Consider the following 12,500-nt stretch of genomic DNA (forward strand, 5'->3'; position numbering starts at 1 on the left):
TGCGATGATCGGCCGGTCGCCGAGCTGGAGGAGCGCTGTTGAAGCCGTACCCGTTCACCGCCGTCGTCGGGTTGCCGGACCTGCGCCTGGCGCTGGTCCTGTCCTCGATCTCGCCCGCCGTCGGCGGGGTGCTGGTGCGCGGCGAAAAGGGCACCGCGAAGTCGACCATGGTCCGTGCGCTCGCGGGCCTGCTGCCGGGCGTCGACGTCGTGGACGGCTGCCGCTTCTCCTGCGATCCCGCGGCGCCCGACCCGCTCTGCCCCGACGGCCCGCACGACGGCGCGAAGAGCCACCGGCGGCCCGCGAAGCTGGTCGAGCTGCCGGTCGGCGCGGCCGAAGACCGCGTCATCGGCTCCCTGCACCTGGAACGCGCGCTCGCCGAAGGCGTCACGGACTTCCAGCCCGGCCTGCTGGCCGCCGCCCACCGCGGCCTCCTCTACGTCGACGAGGTCAACCTGCTGCACGACCATCTCGTCGACACGCTCCTGGACGCCGCCGCGATGGGTCGCGCGACCGTGGAACGCGAAGGCGTTTCGGTCTCGCACGCGGCGCGGTTCGTGCTGATCGGCACCATGAACCCCGAAGAGGGCGAGCTGCGGCCGCAGCTGCTGGACCGGTTCGGGCTGACCGTCGAGGTCGCTTCCAGCCGTGACCCGGAGCAGCGCGTCGAGGTCGTCCGCCGTCGCCTGGCCTACGAAGCCGATCCGGACGCCTTCGCCGCGCAGTACGCGGCCGAAGACGCCCAGCTCGCCGCGGACATCGAAGCGGCGCAACGCCTTCTGCCCGCCGTCAAGCTCCCCGACGAAGCCCTGCGCCAGATCGCCGAGGTCTGCGCGTCCTTCGAGGTCGACGGCATGCGCGCGGACATCGTCACCGCGCGCACGGCGGTCGCGCACGCGGCCTGGTCCGGCCGCGACGAGGTGACCACCGAGGACGTCCGCGTCGCCGCGCGGCTCGCGCTGCCGCACCGGCGCCGCCGCAACCCGTTCGACGCGCCCGGCATCTCCGAAGAACAGCTGGAGCAGGCCCTCCAGGACGCCCAGCCGGACCCCGGTCCCGAGGACGACGGCCCCGGCTCGGGATCGACGCCGCCGGAAGCGCCCGAGCCGCCGCAGGGCAGCGAGAACGCACCCCAGAGCGAACCGAAACCCAGTGGCGGTCAGCAGAAGACCGTCGGGGCCGGTGACACGTTCAAGGCCCGCGTCTTCCGCGTGAAAGGCATGGGCGAAGGCGTGCGCGGACGCCGTTCCCGCGCGATCACCGACAGCGGCCGGACCATCGGCGTCCAGCCCGCGAGCGTCCGCGAAGGCCGTCCCCACCTGGTCGCGACCGTGAAAGCCGCGGCGCCGCACCAGAAGTCCCGCGGTCGAGCGGGCGCCGGTCTGAAGCTGCGGCCCGAAGACGTCCGCTACGCGTTGCGCGAAGGCCGTGAAGGCAACCTCGTCCTCTTCTGCGTGGACGCGTCCGGCTCGATGGGCGCGAAGGCGCGGATGCGCGAGGTCAAGTCCGCGGTCCTGTCGCTGCTGCTCGACGCCTACCAGCGCCGGGACAAGGTCGGGCTCGTCACGTTCCGCGGCAACGCGGCCGAACTCGCGCTGCCGCCGACGATCAGCGTCGACACGGCCGCGTCCCGCCTCGAAGACCTCCCGACCGGCGGCCGGACGCCGCTGGCCGAAGGACTCCTGGAAGCCGCGCGCGTGCTGCGCGTCGAGGAGATCCGCGACCCCCGGCGCCGCCCGCTGCTCGTCGTGGTCACCGACGGCCGCGCCACCAGCGGTCCCGACGCCGTCGCGCGCGCCCAGGCCGCGGCCGGGCTGCTCACCGGTGTCACGACGATCGTGATGGACTGCGAAAGCGGCAAGATGCGGCTCGGCCTGGCCGCCGACCTCGCCGCCCACCTCGGCGCGGAACACGTGCCGTTGGCCGACGTCGCCGCCGAATCGCTGGCGGGCGCCGTCCGCGCCCGGACCGGAAGGGCCGCCTGATGCCACAGGGCAAACCGTCGGCAGTGCCGCAGGACGGCCTGACCACGCGCCAGCGCCGCAACCGGCCGCTGCTCGCCGTGCACACCGGCGAGATGAAGGGCAAGTCGACGGCCGCGTTCGGGATGGCGTTGCGCGCCTGGAACCAGGGCTGGTCGATCGGGGTGTTCCAGTTCGTCAAGTCGGCGAAGTGGCGCGTCGGCGAGGAAGCCGCATTCCGCGCGCTGGGCAAGCTGCACGAAGACACCGGCCAGGGCGGGCCGGTCGAGTGGCACAAGATGGGCGAAGGCTGGAGCTGGGCGCGCAAGTCCGGCACCGAAGAGGACCACGCTGCGAACGCCCGCGAGGGCTGGGCGGAGATCAAGCGGCGGCTCGCGGCCGAGACGCACGGCTTCTACGTCCTCGACGAGTTCTCCTACCTGCTCAAGTGGGGCTGGCTCGAAGTGGACGACGTGGTGTCCACGCTGGTCTCGCGGCCGGGTCACCAGCACGTCGTCATCACCGGCCGGTACGCCCCGCCGGAGCTCGTCGAGGCCGCCGACCTGGTCGCCGAGATGACCAAGGTCAAGCACCCGATGGACGCCGGGCAGAAGGGCCAGCGGGGGATCGAGTGGTAGCGCGCGTGGTGGTCGCCGCGCCCGGTTCCGGGCACGGCAAGACCACGATCGCCGCGGGTCTGATGGCGGCGTTGCGCGCGGCCGGGCACCGGGTGTCCGGCCACAAGGTCGGGCCGGACTTCATCGATCCGAGCTACCACGCGCTCGCCACCGGACGTCCCGCCCGCAACCTCGACCCGTTCCTGCAGGGCGAAGAACAGCTGGTTCCCCTGCTCCGGCACGGTTCCCACGGTGCCGACATCGCCGTGATCGAGGGCGTGATGGGCCTGTTCGACGGGGCACTGGGCACCGAGGGCTACGCGTCGACCGCGCACGTGGCCCGGGTCCTGGACGCGCCGGTGGTGCTGGTCGTCGACGCCTCGGCCGCCTCCCGCAGCGTCGCCGCGACCGTGCTCGGGTTCGCCCACTACGACAACCGCGTGCGGCTCGCCGGCGTCATCCTCAACAAACTGGGTTCGCAGCGGCACCGCGACGAGATCGCGTCCGCGCTGGAAGCCACCGGCGTCCCGCTGCTGGGTGCGTTGTACCGCAACGAAGAGATCCACGCGCCGAGCCGGCACCTCGGGCTCGTCCCGGCGGCGGAACGGGCCGCGGAGGCGCAGCACGTGCTGCCCGCGCTGGCCGCGTGGGTGCGGGACGGCGTCGACCTCGAAGCGGTCGTCCGGATCGCTTCCGGGGCGTCGCGGCTTTCTCCGCCGCCGTGGGAACCGTCCGGTGTGGACGGTCCACCGGTGACCATCGCCGCCGCTGGCGGTCCGGCGTTCACCTTCCGGTACACCGAGAACGTCGAGCTGCTGGCGGCCTGCGGGGTTTCGGTGGTGGACGTCGACCCGTTGCGGGACCGGGCGCTGCCCGACGGGTGTGCCGGACTGTACTTCGGCGGTGGGTTCCCCGAGGTGCACGCGGCCGAGCTGTCGGCGAACACGGCGTTGCGGTCCGCGGTCGCTTCGGCGATCGAGGCCGGTATGCCGGTGAGCGCGGAATGCGCGGGTCTGCTGTACCTGTGCCAGTCCTTGGACGGCGTGCCGATGGTCGGCGCGGTGCCCGCGGACGCCAAGATGACCGCCCGCGGCAAGCTCGGCTACCGGCGGGCGGTCGCCGTCGAGGACAACCTGCTCGCGACGGCCGGCCAGCGCGTCACCGGGCACGAGTTCCACCGCACCGAAGTGACGCCGTCGCACGGCGCTTCGGCGGCCTGGGGCTGGGACCGGCAGCTGGACGGCTTCGCGTCGCCGACGCTGCACGCGTCCTACCTGCACGTGCACTGGGCCGGGTACCCCGAGCTGGCCCAGCGGTTCGCTGCGCGGGTCCGGGCTTATGCCTGACTACGATCTGCACCACCACGGCGATCGCGAGGTCGCGCCGGGGCTGGTCGACCTCGCGGTGAACGTCCGGCTGACCCGGCCACCCGACTGGCTGCGGGACGAACTCGCGTCCGCGCTGGACTCTCTCGCGGCTTATCCGTCGACCGGTGAGGCCGTGGCCGCGGTCGGTGCCCGGCACGGGCGTCCTACCTCCGAAGTCCTGGTCACCGCGGGTGCGGCGGAGGCGTTCACGCTGGTGGCGTCGGCTTTCCGGCCGCGTCGGGCGGTGGTCGTGCACCCGCAGTTCACCGAGCCGGAGGCGGCGTTGCGGGCGGCGGGCCACCCGCTTTCGCGGGTGATCCTGTCCGAAGCGGACGGTTTCGTGCTGGATCCCGCCCTGGTGCCTTCCGACGCCGACCTGGTGTTCGTCGGCAACCCGACGAATCCGACGTCCGTGCTGCACCCGGCTTCGGTGCTGCGTTCCCTGGCCCGGCCCGGGCGGTTGCTCGTGGTGGACGAGGCGTTCCTGGACGCGATTCCGGGCGAGGCCGAGAGCCTGGCTTCCGGCGTCCCCGGCGTTGTCGTCCTGCGCAGCCTGACGAAGACGTGGGGGCTGGCCGGGCTGCGGGCGGGGTACGTGCTCGGCCCGGCGGACGTCATCGAACGGCTGCGGGCGGTGCAGGTGCCCTGGTCGGTGTCCACTTTGGCCGGGGTGGCGACGGTGGCCTGCTGCCGTCCGGCTGCCCTGGAGGAAGCGGAAAAGCTGGCGATCGCGGCGGAGGCGGACCGCGAGTACCTGGTGGCCGGCCTGACGGCGGCGGGAGTGCCGGTGCCGGGCGACCCGCGTGGGCCGTTCGTGCTGGTGCGCGTGCCCGGCGGCGCTTCCGTGCGGGCACGGCTGCGTGACGCGGGTTACGCGGTGCGGCGAGGGGACACCTTCCCCGGTCTCGGCCCGGACCACCTGCGGCTCGCGGTCCGCGACCGCGCGACGACGGCCGCGTTCCTGACCGAGTTGCGGAAAATCCTGTAAACACCGACAGGGGGTTGTCGCTGCCGCCGCCGAAACTGGGCAAAGCCGGGAAACGCCCGGCGTGGCAGCGAGAGGAACGACAATGCCCGGGTTCAACGACGTCGCCTGGTTCGAGATCGGCACCGACGATCCGGCGGCCGCCGAACGGTTCTACGGCGACGTCTTCGGCTGGAAGGTCGCGCAGGACGACACGGCGAGCACCGATGCCGCCTACCGCGTCATCGACACCGGAGGCTCACGCGGCGGCCTCTTCACCGGCCAGGAGAACTACGCGATCTTCACCGTGCTGGTCGAGGACGTCGACACCACCTGCCGCCAGGTCGAGAAGGCCGGCGGGCAGGTGCTGCGGCCACCGAGCGTCAACCCCGTCGGCGTGACGTTCGCCCACCTGCGGGACCCGGCGGGCAACCACTTCTCGGTGTTCACCCCGCCAAAGTGAGCTGCTGGACGTCGCCGTAGGGGATGTCGAGGTCCTCGGGGCGCAGCCGGCGAAGCGGCGGCACCTCGGCGGTCACGGTGAAGGAGACGATCCGGTCGGTGCGGAACGCCCGGATCTCCTGGCGCAGCCGGCACCAGGCCACGAGGTACCAGTGCTCGGGTTTGCCGACGTAGCCGAGCGGCTCGACCTCCCGCCGGGTGACGGTGCCTCCGCGATCGGTGTACCGGATCCGCAGGACGCGGCGGATGTTGAGCACGGGCGGGATCGGCGGCACGGGACCCCCGCCGAGCAGGTGGACACAGGCGGCGAGGTCCTGCGCCGCATCCGCGTCCTCCCGGCGCATCGCGGCGACCAGCTTGCGCAGCGCCGAGCGTCCTTCCGCTCGGAAGGGGGTGCCATCGAGGTGCCTAAGGGCGAGCGCCATGGCCACGGCCTCGGCGGCCGTCAGGTTGACGGGCGGCATGGTGTGCGCCTTGTCAAGGCAGTACCCGCCGGTACGACCGGGTTCGGCGTAGATCGGCGTGCCGGACTGCTGCAGGGCGCTGATATCCCGTTCGACGGTGCGAACGCTGACCTCAAACCGCCCGGCGAGCCACCGAGCACTACGCGGCCGCGGCGCAACGGCACGCAGTTCTTCGACGATGGCGTAGAGACGATCGGTTCGGTTCACGCGGATCACTGTAAGGAGGAGGTATGACAGTTTCGGCGACTCACCGCGCGGCTTGAGCTCCGTCACTCCGGATGTCGTGGCCGAGGCGGTCGCGGAAGATCGCGCCGGATGGCGTGGTGTCTTCCTGGTCGGGCCGCCCCGGGCGGGTGGCGCGACGTGCCGAGCACCTCCCGATGTTCCGCGTTGAGCGGGGGCATCGGTGTCCGCGGGCGGCACGCGGGCGCGGGTCCGGTGCCGCAGCCGCTGTGTCGCGTCGGTGCGAGGGTGGGCACCTGTCGGAGGCGTCTTGCGCGGCGGCCTCGGCGAGCCCGTGGTCGCCGAGCAGCAGCCCGGTCGGCCGGACCAGACCAGACTGGGCCGGGCCGGGGTGGGGCGGGGCGGGGGTGGGGCGGAGGGTGTTCCGCCGGGCAACGGGCCTAAGTCGACAAGGCGACCAGAGCCACCGCGACGGCCGCCTCGACACCGGCACCGAGAACATCGCCGGTGATGCCGCCGAGCCGCTTGGTGCATCGCCACAGCAGAGCCCCGGCGACGGCATAGGCAAGCCCGACCGCGAGCGGCCCGCGCCACCACGGCAACCCGGGCAGGAACACGGCGAGCCCGGCCGCCGCCAGACCCACGGCGATGGCGGCAGCGCGGGGCACCGACCCGGCGACGGTGGCCCCGAGCCCCTCGGGGCGCGCCGTCGGAACGCCCCGCGCGCAGGCCATGGAGAGCGTGCACCGCCCGACGACCACCCCCGCGGCCGCCGTGATCGGGTTGGCGGCGGTCAGGGCCCCGACCTGGACGAGCAGGACCAGAACGAGCGTGGCCACCCCGGTGGGCCCGGAGTCCCCGCGGCGCATGACGTCGAGCGCCTTGGCGCGGTCGTAGGAGGCACCGAGTCCGTCGGCGGTGTCGGCGAGCCCGTCCAGGTGCAACCCCCGGCTGCCCAGGGCAACGGCCCCGAGGGCAAGCGCCGCGGTGGCCAGTGCGGGCAGCCCGAGGCCGGAGCCGGCCCACACGATGCCCCCGGCCGCGGCGGCCAGGGGCATCGCGGCCAGCGGAGCAAGCAGCATGGCCCGCCCGGCCACGGCCCGATCGATGACCCGCGGAGCGGGCACGGGCACGGTCGTAAGCGTCCCGACGGCCATCCGCACGGCGTCGCCCCAACGGCTCACGTCGGGCTGTCCACAGCCGAGCCGGCGAAGCCGACGTTGTCCACAGATCGCCGAACGGCGGTTTTGCCGCCCCCGAGGCCGATACCCTGGCCCTGGCCCCGGGCGGTCCCCAAGAGCGGGCGGTTTCTAGTGGTCATGGCGAGCCTGCTGCCGGTTGTGGGCGGTGCGGCGTAGATGTGCGGGCGTTCGGCGGGACCGATCCGCGGCGCCGGCCGGGCGGTGTCGTTGGGGGTTGCGGTCCAGCCCCTGGCTGATCATGGACACCGGCCGACGCAGCTCGGCCGCGACCGCAGCCGGACCCGTGCGGAGGAGCCGAGGGTGCCACTGCTCATGCCAGGTCGGCCAACAAGCCCATGTCGGCCAGAATTGCCCGGGCGGCTCGCAGCGTCGGCACCGCCTGGACCGCCCCGCTGCCTTCGCCGAGCCGCAGGCCGAAGTCCAGGATCGGCTCCAGGCCCAGCGCCTTCAACGCGAACGCCTGCGACGGTTCCGTCGAGCGGTGCCCGGCCAGCCACCACTGCTCCGCTCCCGGCGCGATGTCCCGCGCCACCAAGGCCGCCGCACCGGAGAACACGCCGTCCAGCAGGACCGGGATTCCGAGCACCGCCGCCTGGACCAGGAAGCCCGCCGTTGCCGCGACGCACGCGCTGCCCAACGCCGTCAGCCGCTCGAACGGGTCCTCCGTTCGGCCCGTCGTCCGGGCCAAGGCCGCCGCGACCGCTGCTGTCTTGCGTTCGAGGCCCGCCGCGTCTACTCCGGTTCCCGTGCCGACCACCTCGGCCGCCGGCAGGCCCAGGGAGGCCGCCACCAGTGCCGCGCACATCGCCGTGTTGCCGATTCCCATGTCGCCGGGGATCAGCACGTCCGCTTCGCGCTCCTCCAGGGCGATCGCCCGGCCCGCTTCGAACGCCGCCTGCGCCTCACCCGGCAGCAACGCGTCCTCGACGTCGATCGAGCCCGAACCGCGGCGGATCTTGTGCGCCGTCACCGATGGCGGCACGTCCGCGCCGTCCCAGTCGACGGCGATGTCCGCGACCCGCACGCGCGCGCCGACCTGGGCGGCCAGCACGTTCACGCCGCTCTTGCCGGCCAGGAACACGCGCACCATCGCCGCGGTCACCTCGCGCGGGTACGCCGACAGTGCCGACACGCCGTGGTCGCCCGCGAAAACGACCACGCGGACGTCGTCGAGCGGGCGCGGCGGCACGGTGCCGTGCGCCGCGGCGAGCCAGGCGGCGATCTCCTCCAGCCTGCCGAGCGCGCCGAGCGGCTTGACCAGGCCGTCGAGCCGCTCCAGCGCGGCGGCGCGGGCGGCGGGGTCGGGCACGGGTACGTCGAACACGGGCGCCTCCTGGCTACAGGTCGAGCGCCCGGCCCGCGACGACCAGCACGACCCGGTCGGCGTCGGCGGACACCCGGTTGTTGAGTGCGCCCAGCACATCACGGAACAGCCGTCCGGACGACGTTGCGGGCACCACACCGCTGCCGACCTCGTTGCTCACCGCGACCACCGGCACCCGCGCCGCGGCCCACGCGGCCAGGAAGTCCTCGAGCCGGTCGTCCAGGCGGTGCTCCCAGCCCGGCTTCTGCCGCCACGCGCCGACGTCGTCCAGCACGCGGGACAGCCAGGTGCCGAGGCAGTCGATCAGCAGCGGCTCGGTCGCCGTGCGCAGGGTGCCGGCCAGGTCGGTGGTCTCGACGGTCTTCCAGTTCGCCGGCCGCCGCGCCTGGTGCGCGGCCACCCGCGCGGCCCACTCGGGGTCGTCTTCGCCGGCGGGCAGGCCGGGGGCGACGTAGACGAGGTGCGCGTGGTGGGCGACGAGCCGCTCGGCGTGCCGTGACTTCCCCGAGCGGACGCCGCCGAGGACCAGCACCTTGCCTTCGTCGCGCCCGTACCGGCGCAGGGCGCGAGCCAGGGTTTCGAGGAACCCGGCGAGCCGGTGCGTCAGCCCCGCCGACGGACGTTTCTTCGCGGAGGCGACATTGGGCACAGTCATACCGGCATTCTGGTGCACGCGCTACCGTGCGCCACGTGCCACTCCGTCTAGGGACAACTGCGGCCGGACTCGTGACCGGATACGTAACCGACGCTCTGTTCGGTGACCCCCGAACGGGCCATCCAGTCGCCCTGTTCGGTACTGCCGCGGCTCGCCTGGAACACCGTCTGTGGGCCGATTCGAAGGCGCGCGGAACTGCGTACGCGGCACTGTGCACCTTGAGTGCGGTAGGCCTCGGCGCCGCGCTTCAGACGGCGACGCGGCGACGTCCCTTCGCGCGTTTCGTCCTCACGACCGCGTCCACGTGGGTCGTGCTCGGCGGACGCGGCCTCGCCGCCGAAGGCACGGAGATGGCCCGCCTGCTCGAAGCGGGCGAAGTCCCCGAAGCACGTCAACGGCTCTCGCACCTCTGCGCGCGCGACGCGACGACGCTCGGCTCGGCCGAGCTGACCCGGGCGGCGACCGAGTCGATCGCCGAAAACACGTCGGACGCCGTGGTGGCGCCGTTGTTCTGGGGCGCCGTCGCCGGGATGCCGGGCCTCCTCGGCTACCGCGCGCTGAACACGCTCGACGCAATGGTCGGCTACCGCTCGCCGCGCTACCGCAACTTCGGCTGGGCCGCGGCCCGCGCCGATGACGTCGCCAACCTGGTGCCGTCGCGGATCGGCGCGGTGCTCACGGCGTTGTGCGCGGGCGGCCGAGTGCGGGAGTCCTGGCGGGTGTGGCGCCGCGATGGCGGACGGCACCCGAGCCCCAACGCGGGCCAGGTGGAAGCGGCCTTCGCGGGCGCGCTGGACATCCGCCTCGGCGGGACGAACAGCTACGGCGGCGAGCTGGAGAGCCGATCCCGCCTCGGCGAAGGCCGAGACCCGGAGCCGGTGGATCTCCGCCGGGCTGTGCGCTTGTCCCGCCTGGTGGGCGCGGCTGCGGTGGCGATCGCGGCGGTCGCAGCTCCTGGTATTCGGCGGATCCCTGGGGTGGTTCGCGACGCTTGAGGTGTTCGGGGGCCGCGCCTGGCCGGACTGGGCCGAAACGCCATACTGATCGCCTCTGAGTGGCATGTGACCTTCGAAACCCGCTCCACGTCCGAACCGGGGTGGTGCGCCCCGTGAGGTCGCCGCCCGGCCGCGCACCGGCCGCAGCGCCCCGCTGGCTCGCCGGGCACCGGCCGCTGGGCTCGCTGCGCATGGGTCGCCTCGCCTGCTGGCTGGCTGGCTGAGCACGAGCCACGGCGCCCGCTGTGAGCCGCCTCGCCTGTTGGCCCTGTTGGCCAGCTGGGCGCCGGCCGAATCGCATCGCTCGCCGCGCCGGCCGCATCGCCCGCCAGCTGGCCGGCCGCCTCGCCTACTGGCTGGCTGGGCACCGGCCGTGCCGCCTGCTGGCCGCATCGCCCGCCAGCCGGCCGCATCACCCGCCGGCTGCCTCGCCTGCCGGCCAGCTGCGCACCGGCCGTATCGCCCGCCGGCCCCGCGGTCGCCGCCCGGGCTCGCGAGGCCCTCGGCTGGGACAACCCGTCCCCGCGCATGACACAGTTACTCGGTGCCACCCACGATCAGCAGCGGTACTGGAATGACCAACGGCATCTACCCTCCCTCTGACGCCTTCCTCGTCCAGCCTATCGACCCCCAGCCCGAAAAAAGCCCTGCCCGAGAATCTGTGGACAACTCCGCCATCCATGCCCCGGCTGTGGACAACCGGCGATGAACGGCCTGCTCGTCGCCGGGACGACGTCCGATGCCGGGAAGAGTCTTGTCACCGCTGGGATCTGTCGGTGGCTTGTGCGGCAAGGTGTTCGCGTTGCGCCGTTCAAAGCGCAGAACATGTCCAACAACTCCATGGTCTGCGGTGACGGCGCCGAGATCGGCCGCGCTCAGTGGGTGCAGGCGCGGGCCGCCCGGGTCGAACCCGAGGCCGCGATGAATCCGGTGCTGCTCAAGCCCGGCAGTGACCGGCGCAGCCACGTCGTCGCGCTCGGGAAGCCGTTCGGGACGCTCGAAGCGGGGGAGTACGCCACCGGGCGGGCCGGGCTGGCCGAGATCGCCTTCGGGGCCTTCGAAGACCTCAGTTCGCGCTACGACGTCGTCGTCTGTGAAGGCGCCGGGAGCCCCGCGGAGATCAACCTGCGCGGCGGTGACTACGTCAACATGGGGCTCGCGCGACGGTTCGGGCTGCCCGTGCTGGTCGTCGGCGACATCGACCGCGGTGGGGTGCTCGCGGCCATGTTCGGCACCCTCGCGCTGCTCTCCGCCGAGGACCAGGCCCTGGTCGCGGGCTGGGTGGTCAACAAGTTCCGCGGCGACGTCGGGCTGCTGCGGCCGGGCCTCGACAGCCTCGAGAAGGTCACCGGACGGCCGGTGCTCGGCGTGCTGCCGTGGCTGGACCGGGTGTGGATCGACTCGGAGGACGCCCTCGCCGTGGCCGGCTGGCGCCGGGAAGTGCCCGGTGGTGGGCTCGGCGTGGCCGTCGTCCGGTTCCCGCGGGCCTCCAACGCCACCGATGTCGACGCGCTGGCCGCCGAACCCGGGGTGACCGTGACGCTCACCGCGGACCCGGACGTCGTCGCGGCGGCGGACGTCGTGGTGCTGCCCGGGTCGCGGGCCACCGTGGCCGACCTGGCCTGGCTGCGGGATCGCGGGCTGGACACGGCGGTGGCGTCCCGGGCCGCCGCGGGCCGTCCCGTGCTCGGCATCTGCGGTGGCTACCAGATGCTCACGGAGTCCATTGTGGACGAGGTGGAGTCCGGTGCCGGCGAGGTGACGGGGCTCGGCCTGCTGCCCGGGCGCGTGACGTTCGCCGCGGAGAAGGTGCTCGCCCGGCCCGCGGGGACGTGGCGCGGCCATCCGGTGGACGCCTACGAAATCCACCACGGCTCGGTCGGCGCAGCGACACCGGCCGAGTCCTTTCTGGACGGTCAGCGCGCCGGGTCGGTCTGGGGCACGATGTGGCACGGCGCGTTCGAGAACGACGCCTTCCGCCGGGCGTGGCTCGCCGAAGCGGCCGCGCAAGCGGGCGTGGGGTGGGTGCCGGCGCCGGACGCGCCGGGGTTCGGCGACCTGCGCGAGGAGATGCTGGACAAGCTCGCGGACGCGGTCGGCGAGCACCTCGACACCGCGGTGCTGCGGACACTGCTGGAGCGCGGGGCGCCGGCGGACCTGCCGTTCGTGCCGCCGGGGGCACCATAGCCCGGCCAGGCAACGGCGGGCCTGGCCCGCCTGAACGCACCTCACCGGGTGGTATCGCCGGTCCGCGGTCGCGCCCCGCTGGTCCGGCTGACCGAGGACCAGCGTCGTGGTGCCGAAGC

Annotated in this window: 11 protein-coding genes; 7 read left to right on the plus strand and 4 right to left on the minus strand. The window is 73.5% G+C overall.

Annotation, left to right across the window (positions count from 1 at the left end):
- Nucleotides 1-38 precede the first annotated feature (38 nt).
- The 5 genes from ACWEGE_RS35110 (at nucleotide 39) to ACWEGE_RS35130 (ending at nucleotide 5,372) form a co-directional block, all read left to right on the plus strand.
- Complete coding sequence (locus tag ACWEGE_RS35110; protein WP_449664776.1) at nucleotides 39-1,985, plus strand: putative cobaltochelatase; 1,947 nt, start codon at nucleotides 39-41, stop codon at nucleotides 1,983-1,985.
- Complete coding sequence (gene cobO, locus ACWEGE_RS35115; protein WP_449664777.1) at nucleotides 1,985-2,599, plus strand: cob(I)yrinic acid a,c-diamide adenosyltransferase; 615 nt, start codon at nucleotides 1,985-1,987, stop codon at nucleotides 2,597-2,599. The genes ACWEGE_RS35110 and cobO overlap by 1 nt, the downstream gene beginning before the upstream one ends.
- Nucleotides 2,593-3,924 (plus strand): cobyrinate a,c-diamide synthase, encoded by a 1,332-nt coding sequence (locus ACWEGE_RS35120; RefSeq protein WP_449664778.1) that lies wholly within the window; start codon nucleotides 2,593-2,595, stop codon nucleotides 3,922-3,924. The genes cobO and ACWEGE_RS35120 overlap by 7 nt, the downstream gene beginning before the upstream one ends.
- Nucleotides 3,917-4,933: an Rv2231c family pyridoxal phosphate-dependent protein CobC gene (gene cobC, locus ACWEGE_RS35125; protein ID WP_449664779.1), complete on the plus strand. Its 1,017-nt coding sequence runs from the start codon at nucleotides 3,917-3,919 to the stop codon at nucleotides 4,931-4,933. Before ACWEGE_RS35120 ends, cobC begins: the two co-directional genes overlap by 8 nt.
- Nucleotides 4,934-5,015: 82 nt before the next feature.
- Nucleotides 5,016-5,372 carry a VOC family protein gene (locus tag ACWEGE_RS35130; protein WP_449664780.1) on the plus strand — a complete coding sequence of 119 codons (357 nt, stop codon included), beginning with the start codon at nucleotides 5,016-5,018 and terminating at the stop codon, nucleotides 5,370-5,372.
- Here the strand turns inward: ACWEGE_RS35130 and ACWEGE_RS35135 are convergent.
- The 4 genes from ACWEGE_RS35135 to ACWEGE_RS35150 all read right to left on the minus strand — a co-directional run bounded on the left by ACWEGE_RS35135 (nucleotide 5,356) and on the right by ACWEGE_RS35150 (nucleotide 9,199).
- On the minus strand, nucleotides 5,356-6,108 hold the full coding sequence (locus tag ACWEGE_RS35135; RefSeq protein ID WP_449664781.1) for a helix-turn-helix transcriptional regulator: 753 nt from the start codon (nucleotides 6,106-6,108) through the stop codon (nucleotides 5,356-5,358). The two genes, ACWEGE_RS35130 and ACWEGE_RS35135, sit on opposite strands and share 17 nt — an antisense overlap.
- A gap of 350 nt (nucleotides 6,109-6,458) precedes the next feature.
- Nucleotides 6,459-7,175: an adenosylcobinamide-GDP ribazoletransferase gene (locus ACWEGE_RS35140; protein ID WP_449664817.1), complete on the minus strand. Its 717-nt coding sequence runs from the start codon at nucleotides 7,173-7,175 to the stop codon at nucleotides 6,459-6,461.
- A gap of 355 nt (nucleotides 7,176-7,530) precedes the next feature.
- The gene (gene cobT, locus ACWEGE_RS35145) at nucleotides 7,531-8,544 is read right to left on the minus strand and encodes a nicotinate-nucleotide--dimethylbenzimidazole phosphoribosyltransferase (RefSeq protein WP_449664782.1); all 1,014 of its coding nucleotides are present in this window, start codon (nucleotides 8,542-8,544) and stop codon (nucleotides 7,531-7,533) included.
- Between the two features lie 13 nt (nucleotides 8,545-8,557).
- The gene (locus ACWEGE_RS35150) at nucleotides 8,558-9,199 is read right to left on the minus strand and encodes a bifunctional adenosylcobinamide kinase/adenosylcobinamide-phosphate guanylyltransferase (RefSeq protein WP_449664783.1); all 642 of its coding nucleotides are present in this window, start codon (nucleotides 9,197-9,199) and stop codon (nucleotides 8,558-8,560) included.
- A 35-nt stretch (nucleotides 9,200-9,234) separates the two neighbouring features.
- On the opposite strand from ACWEGE_RS35150, the gene ACWEGE_RS35155 reads away from it, so the two are divergent.
- Together ACWEGE_RS35155 and ACWEGE_RS35160 are read left to right on the plus strand one after the other, a co-directional pair.
- Entirely contained in the window at nucleotides 9,235-10,194 is a 960-nt protein-coding gene (locus ACWEGE_RS35155; protein WP_449664818.1) for a cobalamin biosynthesis protein, read from the plus strand.
- 705 nt (nucleotides 10,195-10,899) lie between these two features.
- A complete protein-coding gene (locus tag ACWEGE_RS35160) occupies nucleotides 10,900-12,381 on the plus strand; it encodes a cobyric acid synthase (protein ID WP_449664784.1) in 1,482 nt (493 codons plus the stop codon).
- Nucleotides 12,382-12,500: the final 119 nt, after the last annotated feature.

This window comes from Amycolatopsis sp. NPDC004747, assembly GCF_053601335.1.